Origin of the sequence: Pseudomonas putida (assembly GCF_028682175.1) — a bacterium.
GTDB classification, from domain to species: Bacteria; Pseudomonadota; Gammaproteobacteria; order Pseudomonadales; family Pseudomonadaceae; genus Aquipseudomonas; species Aquipseudomonas putida_AD.
The window spans coordinates 1-22,364 of the sequence record NZ_JANHKS010000035.1; the positions used below are offsets into that span (position 1 = coordinate 1).

23 protein-coding genes are annotated in these 22,364 nt (G+C 61.1%); 7 read left to right on the forward strand and 16 right to left on the reverse strand.

The genetic code is table 11. The annotated features are described in order from the left end of the window. Positions 1-105: 105 nt before the first annotated feature. From msrQ to NPS29_RS20905, 6 genes are all read right to left on the reverse strand, one after another. On the reverse strand, positions 106-726 hold the full coding sequence (gene msrQ / locus NPS29_RS20880) for a protein-methionine-sulfoxide reductase heme-binding subunit MsrQ (protein WP_274134802.1): 621 nt from the start codon (positions 724-726) through the stop codon (positions 106-108). Continuing rightward, complete coding sequence (gene msrP, locus NPS29_RS20885; protein WP_274134803.1) at positions 726-1,739, reverse strand: protein-methionine-sulfoxide reductase catalytic subunit MsrP; 1,014 nt, start codon at positions 1,737-1,739, stop codon at positions 726-728. Before msrP ends, msrQ begins: the two co-directional genes overlap by 1 nt. A 73-nt stretch (positions 1,740-1,812) precedes the next feature. Continuing rightward, positions 1,813-2,661 carry a CDP-diacylglycerol--serine O-phosphatidyltransferase gene (pssA, locus tag NPS29_RS20890; protein WP_274134804.1) on the reverse strand — a complete coding sequence of 283 codons (849 nt, stop codon included), beginning with the start codon at positions 2,659-2,661 and terminating at the stop codon, positions 1,813-1,815. Positions 2,662-2,814: 153 nt separating this feature from the next. Then, the gene (ilvC, locus tag NPS29_RS20895) at positions 2,815-3,831 is read right to left on the reverse strand and encodes a ketol-acid reductoisomerase (RefSeq protein ID WP_062385125.1); all 1,017 of its coding nucleotides are present in this window, start codon (positions 3,829-3,831) and stop codon (positions 2,815-2,817) included. A 50-nt stretch (positions 3,832-3,881) separates the two neighbouring features. Then, positions 3,882-4,373 (reverse strand): acetolactate synthase small subunit, encoded by a 492-nt coding sequence (gene ilvN / locus NPS29_RS20900; protein ID WP_093469284.1) that lies wholly within the window; start codon positions 4,371-4,373, stop codon positions 3,882-3,884. A 1-nt stretch (position 4,374) separates the two neighbouring features. Then, positions 4,375-6,099 carry an acetolactate synthase 3 large subunit gene (locus tag NPS29_RS20905; protein ID WP_274134805.1) on the reverse strand — a complete coding sequence of 575 codons (1,725 nt, stop codon included), beginning with the start codon at positions 6,097-6,099 and terminating at the stop codon, positions 4,375-4,377. A 409-nt stretch (positions 6,100-6,508) separates the two neighbouring features. Here NPS29_RS20905 and NPS29_RS20910 point away from each other — a divergent pair, with 409 nt between their 5' ends. After that, a complete protein-coding gene (locus NPS29_RS20910; RefSeq protein ID WP_274134806.1) occupies positions 6,509-6,934 on the forward strand; it encodes a DUF4124 domain-containing protein in 426 nt (141 codons plus the stop codon). A gap of 3 nt (positions 6,935-6,937) precedes the next feature. Here NPS29_RS20910 and NPS29_RS20915 read toward each other — a convergent pair whose 3' ends face one another. From NPS29_RS20915 to mrcB, 3 genes are read right to left on the reverse strand one after another with little or no spacing between them, the layout of a single operon-like run. Beyond that, positions 6,938-7,267 (reverse strand): YqcC family protein, encoded by a 330-nt coding sequence (locus NPS29_RS20915; RefSeq protein ID WP_274134807.1) that lies wholly within the window; start codon positions 7,265-7,267, stop codon positions 6,938-6,940. Continuing rightward, the gene (locus NPS29_RS20920) at positions 7,260-8,015 is read right to left on the reverse strand and encodes a tetratricopeptide repeat protein (RefSeq protein WP_274134808.1); all 756 of its coding nucleotides are present in this window, start codon (positions 8,013-8,015) and stop codon (positions 7,260-7,262) included. Before NPS29_RS20920 ends, NPS29_RS20915 begins: the two co-directional genes overlap by 8 nt. A gap of 16 nt (positions 8,016-8,031) precedes the next feature. Beyond that, entirely contained in the window at positions 8,032-10,353 is a 2,322-nt protein-coding gene (gene mrcB / locus NPS29_RS20925; RefSeq protein WP_274134809.1) for a penicillin-binding protein 1B, read from the reverse strand. A gap of 133 nt (positions 10,354-10,486) precedes the next feature. Here mrcB and NPS29_RS20930 point away from each other — a divergent pair, with 133 nt between their 5' ends. The 3 genes from NPS29_RS20930 (at position 10,487) to NPS29_RS20940 (ending at position 13,126) form a co-directional block, all read left to right on the forward strand. Beyond that, positions 10,487-12,022 carry an AAA family ATPase gene (locus NPS29_RS20930; protein WP_274134810.1) on the forward strand — a complete coding sequence of 512 codons (1,536 nt, stop codon included), beginning with the start codon at positions 10,487-10,489 and terminating at the stop codon, positions 12,020-12,022. Between the two features lie 103 nt (positions 12,023-12,125). Next, positions 12,126-12,470: a pentapeptide repeat-containing protein gene (locus tag NPS29_RS20935; RefSeq protein WP_274134811.1), complete on the forward strand. Its 345-nt coding sequence runs from the start codon at positions 12,126-12,128 to the stop codon at positions 12,468-12,470. A gap of 359 nt (positions 12,471-12,829) precedes the next feature. Further along, positions 12,830-13,126 carry a TfoX/Sxy family protein gene (locus tag NPS29_RS20940; RefSeq protein ID WP_274134812.1) on the forward strand — a complete coding sequence of 99 codons (297 nt, stop codon included), beginning with the start codon at positions 12,830-12,832 and terminating at the stop codon, positions 13,124-13,126. Positions 13,127-13,310: 184 nt separating this feature from the next. On the opposite strand, the gene deoC is transcribed toward NPS29_RS20940, so the two are convergent. From deoC to NPS29_RS20965, 5 genes are all read right to left on the reverse strand, one after another. Next, a complete protein-coding gene (gene deoC, locus NPS29_RS20945; protein ID WP_274134813.1) occupies positions 13,311-14,072 on the reverse strand; it encodes a deoxyribose-phosphate aldolase in 762 nt (253 codons plus the stop codon). A 137-nt stretch (positions 14,073-14,209) separates the two neighbouring features. Next, positions 14,210-15,109, reverse strand: a complete 900-nt coding sequence (locus NPS29_RS20950) for a ChaN family lipoprotein (RefSeq protein WP_274134814.1) — start codon at positions 15,107-15,109, stop codon at positions 14,210-14,212. Positions 15,110-15,143: 34 nt separating this feature from the next. Further along, positions 15,144-15,911 carry a heme ABC transporter ATP-binding protein gene (locus NPS29_RS20955; protein WP_274134815.1) on the reverse strand — a complete coding sequence of 256 codons (768 nt, stop codon included), beginning with the start codon at positions 15,909-15,911 and terminating at the stop codon, positions 15,144-15,146. After that, positions 15,911-16,894 (reverse strand): FecCD family ABC transporter permease, encoded by a 984-nt coding sequence (locus NPS29_RS20960; RefSeq protein ID WP_274134881.1) that lies wholly within the window; start codon positions 16,892-16,894, stop codon positions 15,911-15,913. The genes NPS29_RS20955 and NPS29_RS20960 overlap by 1 nt, the downstream gene beginning before the upstream one ends. Positions 16,895-16,944: 50 nt before the next feature. After that, a complete protein-coding gene (locus tag NPS29_RS20965; protein WP_274134816.1) occupies positions 16,945-17,844 on the reverse strand; it encodes a heme/hemin ABC transporter substrate-binding protein in 900 nt (299 codons plus the stop codon). Positions 17,845-18,025: 181 nt separating this feature from the next. Here NPS29_RS20965 and NPS29_RS20970 point away from each other — a divergent pair, with 181 nt between their 5' ends. Beyond that, positions 18,026-18,346, forward strand: coding sequence for a Rieske (2Fe-2S) protein (locus NPS29_RS20970; protein WP_425312543.1), 321 nt, complete (start codon positions 18,026-18,028; stop codon positions 18,344-18,346). Here the strand turns inward: NPS29_RS20970 and sfsA are convergent. Both sfsA and NPS29_RS20980 read right to left on the reverse strand, forming a co-directional pair. After that, positions 18,324-19,058, reverse strand: coding sequence for a DNA/RNA nuclease SfsA (sfsA, locus tag NPS29_RS20975; protein WP_274134817.1), 735 nt, complete (start codon positions 19,056-19,058; stop codon positions 18,324-18,326). The two genes, NPS29_RS20970 and sfsA, sit on opposite strands and share 23 nt — an antisense overlap. Beyond that, entirely contained in the window at positions 19,058-20,230 is a 1,173-nt protein-coding gene (locus NPS29_RS20980) for a pyridoxal phosphate-dependent aminotransferase (RefSeq protein ID WP_274134818.1), read from the reverse strand. The genes sfsA and NPS29_RS20980 overlap by 1 nt, the downstream gene beginning before the upstream one ends. A 354-nt stretch (positions 20,231-20,584) precedes the next feature. On the opposite strand from NPS29_RS20980, the gene dksA reads away from it, so the two are divergent. Then, complete coding sequence (gene dksA / locus NPS29_RS20985) at positions 20,585-21,028, forward strand: RNA polymerase-binding protein DksA (RefSeq protein ID WP_274134884.1); 444 nt, start codon at positions 20,585-20,587, stop codon at positions 21,026-21,028. Between the two features lie 367 nt (positions 21,029-21,395). Next, complete coding sequence (gluQRS, locus tag NPS29_RS20990) at positions 21,396-22,283, forward strand: tRNA glutamyl-Q(34) synthetase GluQRS (RefSeq protein WP_274134819.1); 888 nt, start codon at positions 21,396-21,398, stop codon at positions 22,281-22,283. Positions 22,284-22,364: the final 81 nt, after the last annotated feature.

A 22,364-nucleotide genomic window follows, 5' to 3' on the forward strand; every position in this document is an offset into this window, starting at 1 on the left:
GCATCTTGAACGTCTAACTCGTTGATATTCAAAGAGTTTTCCGTTCCGACTGCGCCGGAAGTGGGGCGAATTATAGAGATCTCCCGAGGCGCGTCAAGCACTTATTTAAACTTTTGTTACAGATGCTGTTTTTCGGGCTCTACGGCGAGGGATCAGCCCAGCAATTGCTGGAATTCTAAGCGCCAGAAGAAAGGCCCCTACCCCTGCATAGATAGCCCACTCTTTAAGATCGGCCCGCACAATCCACAACATATGTAGCAAGCCGAGCCCGAGAACCACGTAGATCAACTTGTGCAGCTTCTTCCAACGCGCACCCAGCCGACGCTGACTGTAACGATTGGACGTCGCTGCCATTACAAGAAGACAGAGAAAACCCAGGCTGCCCACAATGATGTAAGGGCGCTTGACCAGTTCGACACCCAATTGCGCCCAGTCAAACCCCAGAATGAAGAAGCCATAGGCGAGCATGTGCACCACCACGCTGGCAAAGCACCATAGCCCCAACTGCCTGCGAACGGCGATCCACCCTGCCCAACCGGTCACCCGCTGCAACGGCGTCATCGCAAGGGTGACCAGTAACAGCACCAGCGTGCCCAAGCCGAATCGGTCGACCAGCGTCTTGCCAGGGTCCGGCCCCAGATCGAGAATCCACGCCTGATGCAGCCAGGCCACCGGCACGGCACAGATCGCCAGGAAAACCGCCAGGCGCCACCACAGATATCGCATCAATAGTTTTTCCGCAGGTCCATACCCGTATAGAGAGCCGCCACCTGCTCCCCATACCCATTGAACATTTCAGTCTGGCGGATGTTCGGGCTGAACAAGCCGCTGGGCAAGCGCCGCTCATGAGCCTGGGTCCAGCGCGGGTGATCCACCGTCGGGTTCACGTTGGCATAAAAGCCATACTCGTTCGCCGCGATGCTCTGCCAGGTGGTCTTGGGTTGCTCACTGACCAGGCTGATCCGCACGATGGACTTTACGCTCTTGAAGCCGTACTTCCACGGCACCACCAGGCGTAGCGGCGCGCCATTCTGATTCGGCAACGCTCGCCCGTACATGCCCACCGCCAGGATGGCCAGAGGATTCATCGCCTCGTCCAGCCGCAGCCCCTCGACATAGGGCCAGTCAATCAATGCAAAGCCGGAACGCTGTCCCGGCATGACCTTGGGATCCTGCAGGGTTTCGAAACGAATGTATTTCGCTTTGGAAGTCGGCTCGACCTGCTTGAGCAGTTCGGAAATCGGGAAGCCCATCCAGGGAATGACCATCGACCACGCCTCTACGCAGCGCAAACGGTAGATCCGCTCCTCCAGCTGATAAGGCTTCATGAAGTCTTCCAGCGCGTAGCGGCCGGGCTTGGCCACTTCGCCATCGATCACCACACTCCAGGGCTCGGTCTTCAAGGAGCCTGCGTTCTGCGCAGGGTCGCCCTTATCAGTGCCGAACTCATAGAAGTTGTTGTAGTGCGTGGCGTCCTTGAACGGCGTGATGGACTCATTCTGGACCGTGACCGCCTGCCACTTGGTCGAAGGCAGCTTCTCCTTGAACCAGGCAGGTGCCTCTGCGGCTTCGACGCCGTCATATTGCGAAGCATCGCCAGCCTGCGCCCAGGAAGGCAAGGCGCTGACAGCCAGGCCGGCCAATGAGGCGCCCAGCACCGCACGGCGTGAGAGGTAGATGGATTCGGGCGTGACATCCGACTCGTTGCAAGCGGATGCGCAAGGGATCTTGATGAGCATGGCGCCTCCGCAGCCAAGGTGTATGAATCAACCTTATAGGCTGCGCAGCGCCATGTGAAATGAATCTGTATGGCTATTTACGACGACGCGGACCCAACAGGTACTGAACCGGCCCCGAGGCTGCGTAACCGAGGAAGATCAGCAGCAGGACACGCGGCGGATCGCTGAATACCACGGCGAAGACCAGCACCACGGCCAGGATTGCCACGAAAGGCACGCGCCCCTTGAGGTCCAGTTCCTTGAAGCTGTTGTACTTGATGTTGCTGACCATCAGCATGCCAGCGGCGGCCACCAGCAACGCCACCAGGAAGGCCCAACCCGAGCCGTCGATGCCGTGGTCACTGAATGCCCACACCGTGCCGGCGATCACACCCGCCGCAGCCGGACTTGCCAGACCGATGAAATAGCGTTTGTCAGCGGTGCCCACCTGGGTATTGAAGCGGGCCAGGCGCAGTGCAGCCCCTGCCACATAGATGAAGGCGACCATCCAGCCCACCTTGCCCAGACCACCCAAGGCCCAGCCAAAGGCCAGCAACGCAGGTGCCACACCAAAGGCGACCATGTCGGACAGGGAATCGTACTCGGCGCCGAACGCGCTTTGCGTATTGGTCATGCGGGCCACGCGCCCGTCCAGGCCGTCGAGCACCATGGCGATGAAAATGGCGGCTGCGGCAAACCCGAAGTATTTGCTGGCACCCACCAGGTCACCGGCACTCATCGCACTTTGCGCGCTCATGGAGCTGATGATCGAGTAGAAACCGGCAAACAGGTTGGCGGTGGTGAAGAGGTTCGGCAGCAGATAGATGCCGCGATGACGGACCTTGCGCCCTTCGGCGTCGTGGCCCTCTTCTATATGTTCGTCGATCGGTAGCAGGCTTTCGGCGTCAGAGGCCTTGTTCGGCTCGTCGGGACGTTCGCTCATGGACAATACCTTGCAGCTGGGAATTTTCGATAATGCTCGCGGCGGCTTCGCGCCGGCAAACGATGCAGCTTTATACCAGATGAGCCCCCCAGAACGAAAAAACGCGACCCGAGGGCCGCGTTTTTCGTAAACCTGAACCCGCTTTAGAAAAGCTTAGTTCTTGGTTTGGTCAACGATTTTGTTCTTGGCGATCCAAGGCATCATCGAGCGCAGTTGCTCGCCGATGATTTCGATGCCGTGAGCCTTGTTGTTGCGGCGCTTGGCGGTCATCGATGGGTAGTTGCTCGCGCCTTCGGCGATGAACATCTTCGCGTATTCGCCGTCCTGGATGCGCTTCAGAGCGTTGCGCATGGCCTGACGGGATTCGGCGTTGATGACTTCAGGACCAGTCACGTACTCGCCGTATTCGGCGTTGTTGGAGATCGAGTAGTTCATGTTGGCGATACCGCCTTCGTACATGAGGTCAACGATCAGCTTCAGTTCGTGCAGGCACTCGAAGTAGGCCATTTCTGGCGCGTAGCCAGCTTCGACCAGAGTTTCGAAACCGGCTTTGACCAGCTCGACGGTACCGCCGCACAGAACAGCCTGTTCGCCGAACAGGTCGGTTTCAGTCTCGTCCTTGAAGGTGGTTTCGATGATGCCGGTACGGCCGCCGCCAACGCCCGAAGCGTAGGACAGTGCGACGTTCTTGGCGTTGCCCGAAGCGTCCTGGTAGACAGCGATCAGGTCAGGGATACCACCGCCTTTGACGAACTCGGTACGTACGGTGTGACCTGGCGCTTTTGGCGCGATCATGATCACGTCCAGGTCAGCGCGTGGCACGACCTGGTTATAGTGAATCGCGAAGCCGTGGGAGAAGGCCAGGGTGGCGCCTTTCTTGATGTTCGGCTCGATTTCGTTCTTGTACAGCTGGGACTGGAACTCGTCCGGGGTCAGGATCATGACCAGGTCGGCAGCGGCAACGGCGGAAGCGACGTCAGTCACTTTCAGGCCATGGGCTTCAGCCTTGGCGACAGTAGCCGAACCTTTACGCAGGCCAACGGTGACATCAACGCCGGAGTCTTTCAGGTTGCACGCTTGAGCGTGGCCTTGGGAGCCGTAACCGATGATGGCAACTTTCTTGCCCTGGATGATGGAAAGGTCGCAGTCTTTGTCGTAATAAACTTTCATGAAATTCCCCTGTTATCTCGGCCGCAAGGCCATTCGCTAAATGTGTAAGGTTAGATGCTCAGCACTTTGTCGCCGCGGGCAATGCCCGTGACGCCGCTGCGTACGGTTTCCAGGATGGCGGTGGTGCCGATGGCCTGGATAAAGCTATCCAGTTTGTCGCTCGTCCCTGTCAGCTGCACGGTGTAGACACTGCTGGAAACATCAACGATCTGGCCGCGGAAAATGTCCGTGGTACGCTTGATTTCGGCGCGCTGGGCGCCAGTGGCCTTGACCTTGATCAGCATCAGTTCGCGCTCGATGTGAGCACTTTCCGACAGATCGACCAGCTTGACCACTTCAACCAGCTTGTTGAGGTTCTTGGTGATCTGCTCGATCACCTCATCATGGCCGACAGTGGTCAACGTCAGACGCGACAGGGTCGGGTCTTCGGTCGGCGCCACGGTCAGGCTTTCGATGTTGTAGTTACGCTGCGAGAACAGACCGACGACGCGAGAAAGAGCACCTGGTTCGTTTTCCAGCAACAAGGAAATGATGTGCCGCATATTAGGTACGCTCCGTCTTGCTCAGCCACATGTCGCGCATCGCGCCGTCTTTGATCTGCATCGGGTAGACGTGCTCGCTGGCGTCGACCTGAATGTCGATCAGCACCAGGCGGTCCTTCATGGCGAAGGCCTGCTCCATCATCGGTTTCAGATCTTTGAGGTCAGTGATGCGCATGCCGACGTGACCATAGGCTTCGGCCAGCTTGACGAAGTCAGGCAGCGATTCCATGTACGAGTGGGCATGACGCGAGCCGTAGCTCATGTCCTGCCACTGACGGACCATGCCCAGTACGCCGTTGTTGAGCAGTACGATCTTCACCGGCAGGTTGTGCTGCAGGCAGGTCGACAGTTCCTGGATGTTCATCTGGATACTGCCTTCGCCCGTCACGCAGGCAACGTCCGCATCCGGGAAGCTCAGCTTGACGCCCATGGCCGCCGGGAAACCGAAGCCCATGGTGCCCAGGCCACCGGAATTGATCCAGCGGTTGGGTTTGTCGAAACGGTAGTACTGCGCCGCGAACATCTGGTGCTGACCGACGTCGGAGGCGACATAGGCATCGCCCTTGGTGACTTCGCTCAGGGTCTCGATCACGGTCTGAGGCTTGATGACGCTGCCATCGCCTTCGTTGTACGGGTACATCTTGCGATCGCCGCGCCACTCTTCGATCTGCTTCCACCAGGTAGCGACCGCCGCCTTGTCAGGCGTCTGGCCGATTTCCTTGAAGGTCGCGACCATTTCGGTCAGCACGCTTTCCACAGGCCCGACGATTGGCACGTCGGCCTTGATGGTCTTGGAAATGGACGCAGGGTCGATGTCGACGTGAATGATCTTGGCGCCAGGGCAGAAACGCGAAGCGCCGTTGATCACGCGGTCGTCGAAACGGGCACCGACGCACAGGATCACGTCCGAGTGGTGCATGGTCATGTTGGCGGTGTAGGCGCCGTGCATGCCCAGCATGCCGACGAACTGACGATCAGTGCCAGGGTAGGCACCCAGGCCCATCAGCGTGTTGGTCACCGGAGCGTTGAGCAAGCGGGCCAGTTCAGTCAGTTGCGCCGAACCGTGACCCAGGATGACGCCACCACCGGCGTAGATGACCGGACGCTTGGCCGCCAGCAGCATTTCCACGGCCTTGCGGATCTGACCGGAGTGGCCACGGACCGCCGGGCTGTAGGAACGCAGCTTGGCTTTCTTCGGATAGATGTATTCGAACTTTTCGGCCGGGTTGGTCATATCTTTCGGGATATCGACGACAACCGGACCAGGACGGCCGGACTCTGCCAGGTAGAAGGCCTTTTTCAGGACTTCAGGGATTTCCGATGCGTGCTTGACCATGAAGCTGTGCTTCACGATCGGACGCGAGATCCCGATCATGTCGGTTTCCTGGAACGCATCGGTACCGACCATGAAGCTCGGGACCTGGGCGGTCAGGATGACCATCGGAATGGAGTCCATGTACGCGGTAGCGATACCGGTAATGACGTTGGTCGCGCCGGGACCCGAAGTCACCAGTACGACACCGGCCTTGCCGGTCGCACGCGCATAGCCGTCGGCCATGTGGGTGGCAGCCTGCTCATGACGGACAAGAATATGTTGAACAGTCGTTTCTTTGAAAAGCGCGTCGTAGATATGCAGTGCGGCACCACCTGGGTACCCATAGATATACTTGACGCCTTCGTCGCGCAAAAAGCGGACGATCATTTCCCCGCCAGATAAAAGCTCCACGTTGTCCACCTCTAAAACGCCAGAAAACCGTCCGCTCCAAGCGGGACGGGTCTAATAGGTTTACTGCCAAGCAGAGCATGAGCGACGGTGGTCGCCGACTACGTCAGCACTGACTGAGCAAGTATTGGGAGTCTCCCCATTAATGTTTCGGGGTCTTCCCACCCAGCGCGAGGTAACGCGTTGCGGGTGTAACAGGTCGGCGCGGGTGTGCGCCTCATGATCTGCCGAGACGGTCTGCTTCTGGCAGTCCCTCTACAGCGGACTTTGGATTGTTGTGATTCAACCCTCTCAAGTCAAGTCATCGATGCGCTTTCTTCACCCATCCCGGACGAAAAAGCACCGAATGAGGTCGTGACTGCATGCTTGTGATAGGTTGCACCTGTACAGCAAACGAAGTTAAGGAAGCAGTATGCGCTGGATGATGCTTGCCGCCACGCTGACGCTGGCTACAGGTTCGGTCGCCACCCAGGCCGCCCAGATCTACAAGTGGGTTGACGCTCAGGGGATCACTCACTTCGATGCCCAGCCGCCTGCCGGGCAATCGGCGCAGGAAATCGACGTGCAAAAGCCGGTTGCGCCGCCTGCGCCCGCGCCCGCCAAACCTTCAGAGGATTCGGCACAGCAGGCCGTTGACGCGAAAGTGAAACGGCAAGTGGCGGCGCAGGAAGCCAAGCGCAAGGAGTATTGCGAGACTCAGCGCACCAATCTTGCGCAGTTGCAGAACAACCCACGGGTTCGGGAAGAGGTGAACGGAGAGTTCAGGCGTTTCACGGAAGAGGAGCGCCAGGCGCGTATCGCCGAGGTCAAGAAGTCCATCGACGACACGTGCAACTGACTTTCAGACCGACTCGGTGATCAGCCGGTCGAATTGCGCCAGCAGTTCCTGCAAGCGACGAGTTTGCGCGGCGCGGTCGACATAGACCATCTGCGCCATTTCCAGAATGCCCGATGCGTTGGGCAACTCCAGATCCTGCTCCAGGATGGTTTTCATCCGGGGCAGGAATATCCATTGCAGCCACTGATCGAAATCCAGCGTATCGACGCAGAAAGGTTCACGGCTGGCCAGGTCGTCATCGCTGGGTGGCACAGCCTTCCACCAGCCCAAGGTGCGCAGTTCACGCTCGATCAGCAGCAGTTGATCGGCGATCTGTGGAAAACGCTTATCCATTGGCCTTCTGCCGGGCCAGCGCCGCACCGGCCGCATCACCCTGCTTTTCCCGTGCCTGGGCGATCAGCCCCCACAGGCTTGCCTGAAGGCTGGCACGACCGTTGGCGTAGGTCAGGCCGCGACGGGCCAGTTGCTCGGCCTGTGGCGCATCGCCCTGGGCCAGACGCACCTGGGCCAGTTTGTACAGCACCTGAGGTTCGCGAGGAGCCACACGCTGTGCGCGTTCCAGGCTCGACGATGCGCCGTTGAGGTCGCCGCTGCTCTGCTGTTGCTGAGCGGTGGTCAGCAGCGCCAGCACAGGGCCATCCAGTTGCTCATCGGCCGACAGACCGCCGCTGGAGGCCGACGGGATGCCGGTCGGCGCCGAAGACGGCATGTTGTAGGTGCTACCGGTTGCCGCGGGCGGCGTGTAGGTGTTGTTGATCGGCGCCTGATTGACCGGCGCGGTGCTGATCGGTGCCTGCGAGGTACTGATCGGCGGGGTAAAGGTCGAAATAGGCGCGGCGCTGGCGTTGGCCCCGCCTGGCACCATGACCGTCACGCCGGAGTCTTCCTGAATCGACTGAGCCTGGGCAGGCGTCTGGGCCTGCACCGGCGCCCGGTAGGTGTTGCTGCGATTGGCCGACACCCGCTCGCCGTTGGAGACGCGGGAACCTGAATCCACCACCGGAATGTTGCCGCGCGTCTGTGTCGCGCAGCCATTGAGCAAAGCCAGAGCCGCTAAAGCCGGAATCAACCACTTGTTCACTTCACACCCTCTTCGCTTAATTCAACCAGCCCTTGACCCAATCCATGACCGACTCGGCAGGCGCTGTCGGCCCGCCGCACGGTGGCCCTGGTTGTGGCTCACTGCCGCGAATATACGGCATCTGCACGGCGTTCGGGCAGTTGGCATCGGAGCCCTGCCCTGTTGACGCATTGACCCACGCCTGCACGACATTGTCAGGCATGGCCATGTCCAGCGGCAGCGGGTCGGCCTTTTTCATGAAACTGGTCCAGATCTGCAGCGAACCGGTCGCGCCAGTGAAGGGCGTCTTGCCGTTGTCGTCGCGGCCCATCCAGACAACCGCCAGCAGGTCCTGGCTGAAGCCAGCGAACCAGCTGTCACGGGAATCGTTGGTGGTGCCCGATTTACCCGCCAGATTCAGGGAGCTTGGCAATACGTTGTACACCGATTTGCCCGTACCTTCGCGCATCACGCGCTGCATGGCGTTCTGCAGCAGATAGATGGAGCCTGGATCGAAGCGCTGCTGGATCTGGAACGGATAACGCTTGAGCGGTTCGCCCTCGGCGGTCAGCACGCTGCGGATCCCGCGCAGTGGCGTGTTGAACCCGCCACTGGCAATGGTCTGGTACATGGTGGCCACTTCAATCGGGGTCAGTGCGCCAGCACCCAGCAACATCGACGGAAACGCTGGCCAGTCACGGGTCACGCCCAGCTTGGTCAGGGTCTTGAAGACATTCGGCACGCCCAGGTCCAGCCCCAGCTTGGCGCTGGAAAGGTTGTAGGAATGCGCCAGGCCTTGATACAGGAAAATGTTGCCGTGGGCCTTGTGATCGAAGTTCTGCGGCTTCCAGATCTGGCCATCGGCGCCTTTGACCTGGAACGGCTCGTCCGGCACCCAACTGGTCAGCGTATATTGCTGCGGACGCTCCAGGGCGGTCAGGTAGATGGCCGGCTTGACCAGCGAGCCGATCGGCCGCACGGCATCCAGCGCGCGGTTGAAGCCGGCGAAACCGGCCTGACGACTGCCGATCAGCGCCTGCACTTCACCGGTCTCCGGGTTGGTCACGACCATCGCCGTTTCCATCTCGTCTGAGCCCTTGCGACCGGCCATCTTGGCAAAGCTTTCACGCACCGCTGCTTCGGACTTCATCTGCAGGATCGGGTCGAAACTGGTGAAGATGCGCAGGCCTTCTTCGGTCAAGTCTTCGTCGCGGTAGTCCTGACGCAGCTGGCGTTTGACCAGGTCCAGGAAGTCGGGGAAGGAGCTGTCGGCCAGCGAACCCATTTTGGTAACGCCCAGTGGCATTTTCTTCGCCGCGGCCACCGCTTCCGCCGAAGCCACACCCTGCTGTTCCAGCAGATCGAGCACCAGGTTGCGACGCTCAAGGGCACGCTCCGGGTTGCGACGCGGGTTGTAATAGGACGGCCCCTTGACCAGCCCCACCAGCAACGCCACTTGATGCAGCTTCAATTCCGACAGCGGCTGGCTGAAGAAATACTGACTGGCCAGGCCAAAACCGTGCACCGCACGCTGACCGTCCTGACCGACGAACACTTCGTTGAGGTACGCCTCGAGGATTTCCTGCTTGCTGTAGTGGATCTCCAGCAGGATCGCCATCATGGCTTCGGTCAGTTTGCGCGACAGGCTGCGCTCGTTGGTCAGGTAGAAGTTCTTGACCAGCTGTTGCGTCAGCGTCGAACCGCCCTGGCGCATCTGGCCCGCCGAAGCGTTGACCCAGAAGGCGCGGGCAATCGACTTGGGCGATACGCCGAAGTGATGGTAGAAGTCGCGGTCTTCAACGGTGACCAAGGTGTCGAGCAGGTACGGCGGCGCCTGATCGAGCTTGATCAGGATGCGGTCTTCGAGGTTCTTCGGATACAGGCCGCCGATCATCAGCGGTTCAAGCCGCGCCACGGCCAGCTTGGAGCCGTTGGCGGCGGTCAGGTCGGCCACGTAGTCGCCGGAGAAACGCACATGGATCTGCTGCGCAGGGTCCGCGCCTTCATAAAACTGAAAACCGCGTGTATTCAGATCGACGTTATTGCCGTTCACCGAAGCTGCGCCGGGGCCGTTGGCCACGCTTTCGCGGCGGTAGCCCAGGGCGTCGAGCTCGATCAGAAAGTCATCGCGCGAAAGCTTCTGGCCGACGAACAGCTCCAGCGGCCGCGCATACACCTTGGCCGGAATGGTCCAGCGCTTGCCGGAAAATTTTTCCTGGACGATGGAGTCCAGGTAAACGGCGAAGCAGGCCAGGATCACCAGCCCCACGAGACTGAGTTTCAGGGCCCAGCCCAACAGGCTGCGAAGGCGGCTGTTGGCGGGTTTGGGGGATTTTTTCGAGGTACGGGATCGAGTCATGGCGGCGGATTATACGCACTTTCAAGGTCATCGGCAGACCACCCTCACAGCGGTTTGCAGCGCGGCGCCGAGCGGCCATAATGGCCACCTTTAGACACTCAAAATATCGACTTGTCACTTTCAAGGACCGTCCGTGAGCCAGACACTGATTGCAGCTCTGCAAAACCCTGCCCTGTTTCCCCATCCCGTGGAGCAGTTCCAGGTCATCGAGACCCATATTTCCTGGGTTTTGCTCACTGGCCCCTTTGTGTACAAGATCAAGAAACCGATGAACTTCGGCTTCCTGGATTTCACCACGCTCGAGTCCCGCGCGCACTTCTGCCAGCAGGAACTGATCCTCAATCAGCGCCTGACCGAGAATTTGTATCTTGAAGTGTTGCCTGTCACCGGCACCGCCGAAGCACCTCAATTGGGCGGCACCGGCGAAGCCATCGAATACGTGCTGAAAATGCGTCAGTTCCCACAGGACGGCCTGCTCAGCGCCCTGCAGGCGAAGGGCGAACTGACCACTGCGCACATCGACGACATGGCCCGGCAAATCGCCGAGTTTCACCTGAGCGCGCCCCGGGTCCTGGCCGAGAACGTGCTGGGCTCGCCAGAAAGCGTGATGGCGCCGGTGACGCAGAACTTCGAACAGATTCTGCCATTCCTCAGCGAAAAGTCTGACCTGATCCAGCTCCAGGCCCTGGAAGCCTGGGCCAACGCCAGCTTCGAACGCCTCAAGCCCCTGCTGGCACAGCGCAAGGCCGACGGTTTCATCCGCGAATGCCACGGCGACATCCACCTGGGCAACATCACCCTGATCGACGGCAAAGTGGTGATCTTCGACTGCATCGAGTTCAACGAACCGTTCCGCATGACCGACGTCTACGCCGACCTCGGCTTCCTCGCCATGGACCTTGAAGACCGCGGCCTCAAGAGCCTGTCGCGGCGCCTGGTCAGCCAGTATCTGGAGCGCACCGGTGATTACGCAGGCCTGGAACTGCTGAATTTCTACAAGGCCTACCGCGCCCTGGTGCGTGCCAAGGTCGCACTGTTCAGCCTGCAACCGGACACCGACAACATCCAGCGCGCCGCCACCCTGCGTCAGTACCGCAACTACGCCAACCTGGCCGAAAGCTACAGCGCCATCCCTTCCAGCTTCCTGGCCATCACCCATGGCGTGTCCGCCGTTGGCAAAAGCCACGTTGCGATGCGCCTGGTCGAGGCGCTCGGCGCCGTTCGCCTGCGCTCGGACGTCGAACGCAAGCGTCTGTTCGGTGACAGCAAGGACCTCTACGCGGCCGATGTCAGCGCGGCGACCTACAAGCGCCTGAACGAACTGGCGGCAGTGGTCCTGCATGCAGGCCTGCCGGTGGTCATCGATGCCACCTACCTCAAGCACGAGCAGCGCCTTGCGACGGCGCAGGTGGCCGAGGCGACCGGCGCGCCGTTTCTGATTCTCGACTGCGCAGCGCCCAAGGCAGTCATCCAGGGCTGGCTGGCCCAGCGCCAGGCCACCAACGAAGACCCCTCCGACGCCACCATGGAAGTGATCGAAGCCCAACTGGCCAACCGCGAGCCGCTGACCGCAGACGAAACACTGCGCAGCCGTCACGTGGAAACCAATATCAGCGGCGATCTGGACAAGCTGGTTACTGACATCCGCCAGTGCCTGCCAGGCCTGTAAACAGCTTCGGCGAACCAATCATCGAGACGTGAAGCTTGCCCCTTCACGGCTCGATGGTAGTGGCATTATAATGGCGTCAGAATTCCAACAAGGTGACGCCAAGATGACCCAGCCCAAGCAGCTCGACTCGCCGCTCTTCGCCTTGCTGCGAAAAGATGACGTCAACGCGTTCAATCTCCAGCGCCCGAGAACCGGCCCTATCGACCTCGCCGGCGGAGATTTCCGTGGCCTGGACCTGCGGGAGCTGAACGCTGAGGATATCGACTTCACCGACGCCTACTTCCGCTCCGCCGATCTGCGCGGCGTGGACTTCCGCACGGCCTCCCTCGAAGGCGCGAGCATTGCCCATGCGCAGATCTCGGGCGCCTACTTCCCGCCTGAGCTGAGCGCCGACGAGATCCTGATGTCGGTCAATTTCGGCACCCGCCTGCGTTACCGCACCCGGTAACAGGTTCAGAGCCCCGTACCGTAGGAGCGCGCTTGCCCGCGATGGCGGTGGGTCAGGCGGAAAATCGTCCCGGCCAGATCGCAATCGCGGGCAAGCGCGCTCCTACAGGGAACGTGTTCAATCCATACCAAAGGTTTCAATCCGCACACAGCGCCGCCGCCCTGCATGCACGGACAGGCCGGGGCCGCGTCGTCTGTCGGCTTTTCCTTGCGCGAGCTACCGTCCGGCGCCTGCCCACCTCCGCTTGCTCAACCCCTCCTCGCAGCCAACTACACTCACTCCATGGCTTGCGCCCGCAGTTTGTCCAAGTCCAGGGAGGTCACCACATACGGAGCAACATGCTGCAAGGAGGCGTCATCATGGAAGACGAACTGCTGTCGATGAGAAATCTGGGCAAGACATCCGCCCAATGGCTACATGCTTCCGGCATCCACAATGCCGCCGACCTGCGCCGCATCGGCGCCATCCACGCCTACCGCGCAGTCAAGACCCGCGGCTTTCGCACATCCAAGGTGCTGCTCTACGCCATCGAAGGCGCCTTGCTCGACCAGCACTGGTATGACTTGTCCACGGAGCTTAAGGATTCGCTGAATCGACAACTCATCAAGCTCGATGTGGAGGCGCTGGAGTGCAGCAAAACCGGGTCAGGAAAATAGTTTGAAATTGCCTGTTGACTTACAAATGAGAATCACTATGATTATCACATCCAGTCGCGAGACTGGCTGGTAACCTGAAAGGCTCCTTGGTTCGGACTCTCAGATTATCTCCTCATCAGGCTAATCACGGTTTTTGACCCGGCTTTTTGCCGGGTCTTTTTTTGCCCGCGATTTTTCACTGCGATCAGGGGCACACACCCAGGCGCATCAAGGCGTCGTCCAGCAGGCTTGAAGTGCCCAGGCGCATTCTTCCAGGCTCGAGCCATTGCGGCCCGAAACGGTTACACGCCATGTCTATGTAGGTTTTGGCCTGCTCCAGGGTCCGAACATTCCCCGGCGCCTTGATACCCACCAGGTAACTGCGCTCGGAAATGGCCTCGAGCAGGATGCGCACGGCCTGTGCGGTCGCGCCTTCGACCTGCCTTCCCGTGCCAGGCTTGAGAAACGACGCCCCTTCGGCAATCGCGGTCCGGCAGACGCTGTGAATGATCTGCGGATCAGCCAGCACCCCGGTTTCCAGGGAGACCGTCAACTGCCCGCGGTTGCCGCACTTGGCCTTGCACGCCGCGATCATCCTGGCACCCATCAGCCTGTCGCCCATCAGATGGGCATTGAAGGGATAGACCAGATCGATTTCGTCAGCCCCCATCAACATCGCGGCATGGGTTTCTGACTCCACAGTGGAAATAGGCGCGCGTCCGTTGGGAAAATTCACTGCGGCGACGACTTTCACCTCCCGTGCCTGCAAGCTATCGAGCGTGCGCCGCGCAACTCCGGCTAACCTGGGCAGCACGCAGACCGCAGCGACATTGCCAAGGGGCGTCAGTGCCCGGTGACACAGCGCGACGATGCGCTCTGCGGTGTCATCGGTGTTGAGTGAGGTCAACTCCATCAGCCTGATTGCCGTCTGCGCCACTGCTTCTTCGAAGTCATCCTGCTGTTTCATTTCGCTCTCCTGCGTTTGGGGGGAGCGACGATAATCCAGCGGGAGGGTCAGTGGATGGCCGTGGGAACGCTAAAGAACGCGCCTACGCAACTATCAGAAAGGTCTTAAGGACATTGCCTTCAAAAAAACGTAACTGCTCAGCGCGAAGGCGGCCGCATCTGGGCGCAGTAATCCTGATCGGGCAGCGCAGCGGTGAACCAGACGTAGTCCGCGCTCGCCGGCTGAACCTCACTGCCGACCTGAGCAAGCATGAGCACCACCGGGTGTTCGTCACTGCCCAGATCAGCCATGTGCAACGGGATGCCGAGGTCCTTGCGCACGTGGTAGCCGCCAGCGAACAACAACGCCGGAGCGGGGGCGTCCATCAGGCGCTGCGCCATGCGCCTGTCGCGCTGCTGTTGAACGGCGAGCATGGCGGGCAAGGCGTCTTCCGGCAACATGCCGCAATGGGATTCGCGCACCTGGGCAAGCAAAGTATTGCGCACGCCCTTGGTGGTGGAATGAACGCCGCTCAACACAGGGCGTTGATGGTAGATCGCGCCGACCTCCACCGCAGAAAGGTTGGCTGAAAGGATTGGATACGGCTGCATCAGGGCGAAGCGCATCACAGGGCCGTAAAGGGTCCAGTCCCAGCCTTTCTGCCAGCCCAGTGCCGCAGGCAAATCTGCAGGGGGCTTGCCCTGGCGAAGGTCACGCTGCGCGAAGTCCACACGGCCTTGCTGGTCCGGGGTGAGCATTTCCAGCAACAGGCTGCCTTGCGGGCGCTGGTCGGCAAGGGCTTGCAGCAGCCACAGTTGCAGCGCGTGATGATCGGGGTTGTCGTGCTGCTCACCGACCAGCACCCGCGTGGCGCCGGCCAGTCGATGGACCAGTTGCTGCGGCGTCAGTACCTGCCCGTTGTTCAGATCCTTTATCACACCCAGCTCCGCATGCTCGCGCCCCTCGGGGCTCTGCCAGGAAGGTAGGGGTGGCAACGTTGGCGACGACTGGCATGCGCTCGCCAAGGACAGCACCAGCAGCAACAGGTAACGACGCACAGGACCTCCTTGTTCCACGCACCTTGCGCGCCAATCAGCGCGCGATGATCAACGGATGGCCCCGCTCCGGATGAGGCTGCACCAGAACCTCCAGCCCGAAGACACTCTTGAGTGCATCGGGCACCAGCACCGCCTCGGGCGTGCCCAGCGCATACGGGCGACCCGCCTGGAGCAGCATCAGGCGGTCACAATAACGCGCCGCCAGGTTGAGGTCGTGGAGGATCACCAGCACCGCGCCACCACGATTGGCAAATTCACGCACGGCCTGCAACGTCGTGTGTTGATGCAGCGGGTCAAGCATCGACGTTGGTTCGTCCAGCAGCAAAGTCTGTCCGCCCTCGCCCGGCCATAACTGCGCCAGCACCCTGGCCAGGTGCACCCGCTGGCGCTCACCGCCCGACAGCGCGAGGTAACTGCGATCCTGCAGATGAGCAGCATCGGCGGCCTTGAGCGCCTGCTCGATGATTTCGCCATCGCGCTGCTGGCCGCTGTCGTGAGGCAGGCGCCCCATCGCCACCACATCACGCACGCTGAAGGCGAAGCTCAATGTGGAGGTCTGCGGCAACACCGCCAGGCGCCGGGCCCGTTGTTGCCCCGTCCAGTGCGCCAGCGGCTGCTCATCGAGCCAGACCTCCCCGCCGGTGGTTTTCAACTCCCCACACAATGCGCCCAGCAGCGTGCTCTTGCCAGCACCATTTGGCCCCAACACCCCGAGCATCTGGCCGGGGTGCAGGGTCAGGTCGACATCGGCGAGCACCGGCTTGCCATCGCGATGAACCGACAGGTTCCGGACCTTCAACATCACGTACGCCCCCGCACCAGCATGAACAGAAAAACCGGCGCACCGATAAATGCAGTGACAATACCGATGGGAAGCTCGGCAGGCGCAAGCACCAGGCGCGCGAAAACGTCGGCAAACAGCAACAGGCTCGCGCCCGCCAGTGCCGAGGCCGGCAACAGCACGCGATGGTCGGGGCCGACGATCAGGCGAACCAGGTGCGGCACGATCAGGCCGACGAAGCCGATCAGTCCCGCCGCCGCCACTGCCGCGCCGACGCCCAGGGCGATACACACCACCAGTTCGCGCTTGAGCCGCTCGACTTCGATCCCCAGGTGACGGGCTTCGGATTCCCCCAGCAGCAAGGCATTCAGCGCCTTGGCCCGCCTCGGCAGCCAGACGATCACCGCCGCGCACACCAGCAGCAGCGGCCAGAGCCTTGCGTAACTGGCGCCGTTGAGCGTGCCCAGGTTCCAGAAGGTCAGGGTCCGCAATGCCGCGTCGTCAGCCAGATAGGAGAACAAACCGATGATCGAACCGGCCAGCGCAGTCATCGCCACCCCGGCCAGCAGCATGATGCCAACGCTGGTCTGCCCTTCCCGACGCCCCAGGCGATAAACGATGCCGGTCACCGTCAAGCCTCCGGCAAAGGCAAAAATCGATAACACATAAGGAGCGAATGCTTCGGAAAGGCCACCCAGTGACGCACCCGTGACAATCGCAATCGCAGCACCCAGCGCCGCGCCGCTGGACACGCCGACCAGCCCCGGATCGGCCAGTGGGTTACGAAACAGGCCCTGCATCGCCACGCCGGACAGCGCCAGTACGGCACCCACCGCAAGGCCAAGCAAGGTCCGAGGCACACGGATCTGCCCGAGAATCAGTTCGGCCTGTTGCAGATCATCCCCGGACACCGGCACGCCCAGCAGGCGCAAGCCGGCGCGCAGGGTGTCCATCAACGGCAGGCTGACCGGGCCAAGGGCCAGCGACAACCAGACTGCCAGCAGGCAGGCCAGGGCCAGCAATACAAACAAGGTGCGTGGCTTGAGCATGAGCCTCATTGAGCTGGCGTTACCTTGGCGTTGAGCGATGAGTCAGCCGGGTAGAAGGCCCTGGACAGCGCCTGCATGGCCTCGGGCAGCCGCGGGCCCAGGCCGCCGACCAGCAGCGTCGGGTCGACTTCCAGCACGCGCTTGTTGCGCACCGCCTGGGTCGCGGCCAGCAGCGGGTTTTCGCGCATCAAGGCATCGCGGGACGAGGCGCCGTTCTGTGCGCGGTCGGTGAACACCAGCACCTCAGGATTGAGCCCTGCCATCGCCTCGGCAGAAAAAATCTTGTAACCATTATGGGTCGCCAGATTGCGGCCACCGGCCTGTTTGATCAGCCAGTCCCCTACCGTCCCGGCACCGGCGACCATCGGCGCCGCACCCGCATGGCTGACCAGCAACAGAACGCCCGGCGCCGTCTGGTGCTGTTGTGCACGGGCTACCCAGTCATGCTGGCTGTCCAGTTGGCGCACGTATTGATCGGCAACCTGACGCGCCTGATCTTCGTCACCGAGCAATTTGCCGAGTTTTTGCAGATTGCCCTGCAGCGCGCTCACCTCAGCGGCTGCGGAAAACACCTCGACCTTCACCCCGGCAGTGCGAAGTTGCGCGAGCACCGGCGGCGGCCCCATTTCTTCGGTGCCAATCAGAACATTCGGACGCAGGCTCAGGATGCCTTCCGACGACAACTGCCGCTGATAGCCGATGCTGGGCAAGGATTTGATGGATTCCGGATGCTGGCTGGTGGTGTCGATGCCCACCAGATGCGATTGCCCGCCGAGGGTCACGACCCACTCGGTCAGCGCCCCGCCGGCACTGACCCAGCGCTGGGGCTGCTGCGAATCGGCCAGTGCCAGATGAGTGATGAGAAACCCGGTCAGAATGGCAGTCAGCCTAGCAACGAAGCGCATGGGGAAAGTCCTTTAAAGGGAGGGAACACGGCAGCTCACGTCGTGACAGGGCAGGCCCGAAGACCGACGGAATCGACGCGCCGTTTGCAGAGCTGTCAGACTAGGCGGCTCCCGACAGCCGGGCAATTTGATAATTATTTGCATTTGCGCGTCAAGCGCGAAGGAGTTTCAACTGAAGTACATGTGTAACAGCGTTGATCTGGCCGAGGGTAAAAGCCGGGGCTTCGACATCGACGGCATAAGGCTGCTTGCAGTCCGCCGTGGCGGGCAGGTTTACGTGTACGAAAACCAGTGCCCGCATCGCCGCGTTCCTCTGGAATGGCAGCCGGACCAGTTCCTTGATGACAGCGCCAGCCTGATCCAGTGCGCAACCCACGGCGCGCTGTTCCTCATCGAAAACGGTGAATGCATCGCCGGACCATGCGAGGGCAAGCACCTGAACGTGATCGCGGCGAACGAAGACGCCCAGGGCATCTGGATCAATCTGCCAGCGCGGGCTTGAGCTGATGCAGATGGACGTCCAGCCGACGATCCACCCGCACCTCTTCGGGCGTCAGTTGCACGCCATAGGCCAGGACCTGCACGCCTGCGGCAACCGCCTCCCTTAGCGCGGCGGCGTAGGCAGGGTCTATTTCCTCGGCCGGTCGCACCCCTTCGATACCGGTGAGGTTCACGCAATACAACAGCACGGCGCGCACACCTTCGCGAGCCAGGGCGGCCAGTTCGCGCAGGTGTTTGGCGCCGCGCTGGGTGACGGCATCCGGAAAGGCCGCCACGGCACTGTCGTCAAAGCCCAGGGTGACGCTCTTGACCTCAAGAAACAGCGAGCCGTCGGGGTAGTCCAGGCGGAAATCCACCCGGCTGTTTTCCTGTCCATAGGCCACTTCGCGCTTTAGCCCCGTGAAGCCGTTCAGTTCGGTGATGACACCCGCCAGCAGCGCCTCTTCAACGAGTTTATTGGCCCGCCCGGTGTTGACGCAGGCAAAGCGCCCCTGCGGGGTTTCGCTGATTTCCCAGGTGCCGGGCAGCTTGCGCTTGGGGTCGTTGGAGCGGCTGAACCAGACCTTGCCGCCCGGCATCATGCAATTGAACATGGAGCCGGTATTGGGGCAGTGGATGGTCAGACGCTCGCCACTGGCCGTTTCGATGTCTGCCAGAAAGCGTTTGTAGCGTTGTAGCAGGCGTGCTTCTTCGAGCTCGGGAAAAAAACGCATCAGCCTTGCCAGCTCCGCAGCCCGCGCCCGATCCGCTCGACTGCTTCCTGCAGGCGCGGCAGGCTCTGGGTATAGGCGAACCGCACGTGATGGCCCGCCTGATGGCGACCGAAGTCCAGGCCCGGCGTGAAGGCGACGTGCTCGGTTTCCAGGAAATGCCGACAGAACGCGAAGGCATCGCCGCCGAATGCGCTGATATCTGCATAAAGATAGAAGGCGCCTTCGGGCTCTACCGCAATGTTGAAACCCAGTTCACGCAATGCAGGCAGCAGGAAGTCTCGACGCTTGCCGAACTCGGCCCGGCGTTGTTCGAGAATTTCCAGGGTCTGCGGCTCGAAGCAGGCCAGCGCCGCACTCTGCGCCATGCTCGGCGCGCTGATGTAAAGATTCTGCGCCAGTTTTTCCAGATCGCCGACAGCAGCCTGGGGTGCAACCAGCCAGCCAAGACGCCAGCCGGTCATGCCGAAATACTTTGAAAAGCTATTTAGTACGAACGCATCGTTATCCACTTCCAGCACGCTGGCCGCATCCATGCCGTAGGTCAGCCCGTGGTAGATCTCGTCCACCACCAGATGCCCGTGGCGCTGCTTGAGTGAAGCGGACAACGCGGCCAGTTCGTCGCGGTGCAGCAGAGTGCCCGTCGGATTGGCAGGGGACGCGACCAGCGCGCCGACGCTGTCCTGGTCCCAGTGCCAGGCCACCAGATCCGGCGTCAGTTGATAGCGTACATCGGGCCCCACTGGCACCAATTGCGCCGCGCCTTCCACCAGACGCAGGAAATGCCGGTTGCAAGGGTAACCAGGATCGGCCAGCAACCAGTGCTTGCCGGGATCGACCAGGAGACTGGCGGCCAGCAGCAAGGCTCCGGAGCCGCCGGGGGTGATCAGGATCCGCTCAGGATCGATGTCCACGCCATAGCGCTGGGCGTAGAACCCGGAAATCGCCTGGCGCAGTTCAGGCAGGCCGCGTGCTGCGGTGTACCGGGTTTTCCCCGCGGCCAGTGCAGCCTGGCCGGCCTTGATGATGGGTTCGGCGGTGGTGAAGTCCGGCTCGCCGATCTCCAGATGGATGACATCGTGCCCCGCTGCCTGCAATTCATTGGCACGGGCCAGCAGCGCCATGACATGAAAGGGTTCGATGGCGCGGCTGCGCGCACTGTAGGGCTGGGGCATGGTCCTTCCTTTTACTGGCAGGTGTCGAAAACTGTCGCCTGATTCTACCCAACCGCTTGCGCCGCTACAGGATTATCGGAGAAGACTGGCCTCACGCGCTGCCGATGATCCGCAAAAACCGGTGTAGTTGCACAAGGGGGCTAGACTGATGGCACTGCAAAATAATATAAAACCGGGCGCTTTGGCCGTGGTCATAGTTCACGGGCGCGTTGTAGAGCCATGCTCGACAACCGGGAGTAGCGCGCTCCGATTCGATCTGGTAAGTTCGCCCGCTTGCAGCCGCAGGGCCGGCAGGCGTCGGCGATGGATCTTTACCCTGCGCAATGGCTTAGAAGAGTGAGAGGCTGTCCGTTCATGCCCACCGAAGAAAAGCAAAAAAGCAACCAAACGATTAGCGGTTTCGAGCCTTACGTCACGACGAAGGACGAGGAATACATGGGCAAGCCCATGCGCGCTCACTTCACCAAGATCCTGAACAAGTGGAAACAGGACTTGATGCAGGAAGTTGATCGCACCGTTGATCATATGAAGGACGAAGCGGCCAACTTTCCTGACCCGGCAGACCGTGCAAGTCAGGAAGAGGAATTCGCCCTTGAACTGCGTGCTCGTGATCGTGAGCGCAAGTTGATCAAGAAGATCGACAAGACGCTGCAATTGATCGAAGACGAAGAGTACGGCTGGTGCGAATCCTGCGGCATCGAGATCGGCCTGCGCCGCCTGGAAGCCCGTCCGACCGCCGACCTGTGCATCGACTGCAAGACCCTGGCTGAAATCAAGGAAAAACAGATCGGTAAATGATCGTGTTTTCTTTCAGGACAAAAGACGCTTCGGCGTCTTTTGTTGTTTCTGGAGCCAAGTGATTTCCTCGTAGCAGTCCGGCTTGCCGGCGATGGCGCCCACAAGATCACTGTCGCGGGCAAGCGCGCTCCTACAGCCTTCGGCCAGAAACCAGATCGTGGTCGCACATCAGTCCGTAGCAGCACGGCTTGCCGGCGGGGGCGACCTTCGGCCAAGAGCCAGATCTTCGTCACACACCGGCCCCGTAGCAGTCCGGCTTGCCGGGGTCGGTGCCCGCAAGATCGCTGTCGCGGGCAAGCGCGCTCCTACAGGGTCTGATGATTCGTCCGGTTCTTCGGCCATCCGATTTCCAGTACCATCTGCGTCCATGAAATCCCTTCCTTATATAGGGCGCTTTGCGCCAACCCCCAGCGGTTATCTGCACTTCGGCTCTCTGGTCGCGGCGCTTGCGTCCTATCTGGATGCGCGGGCTGTCGGTGGCAAGTGGCTGATGCGCATGGAAGACCTCGATCCGCCTCGGGAAGAACCCGGCGCGCAAGCGGCCATTCTCAACGCCCTGGAAACCTACGGCTTCGAGTGGGACGGCGAACTGGTCAGACAAAGCGACCGTCACGACGCCTACCAGGACATCATCAACCGCTGGTTCAGCCATGGCCTGGCCTACGCCTGCACCTGTTCGCGCAAGCAACTGGAAGACTTCCAGGGTATTTACCCAGGCTTCTGCCGCAACGCAGGGCATTCGCCTGACAACGCCGCCATCCGCATTCGCGTGCCGGAACTGGAATACCGCTTCGAAGACCGGGTACAGGGCTCATTCGCCCAGCACCTGGGCCGCGATGTCGGCGATTTCGTGATCCGCCGCCGTGACGGTTTCTACGCCTACCAACTGGCGGTGGTCCTCGACGATGGCTGGCAAGGGGTCACCGACATCGTGCGCGGCGCCGACCTGCTGGACTCCACGCCGCGCCAGCTATACCTACAGGAACTACTGGGCCTGCCGCAACCGCGCTACCTGCACGTGCCGCTGATTACCCAGCCCAACGGCAACAAGCTGGGCAAGACCTACCGCTCCCCGCCCTTGCCGGCCGACCAGGCGACCCCGCTACTGATGCGGGCCCTGCGTGCGCTCGGGCAGCCCGCGCCAGCGGACCTGTCGTTCGCCACCCCGCGTGAAGTGCTGGACTGGGGAATCGCCCACTGGAATGCCGATTTGATTCCGCGGGTCGCCACGATCGAAGAAGCTCGAATAGACTGAACTAGAGCGGTTGCTCCAAACTGCCGTAGAAAGGTGGCCGAAACGTCGCTTGCGGCCTGATAGCCATCCGTTACCATGCCG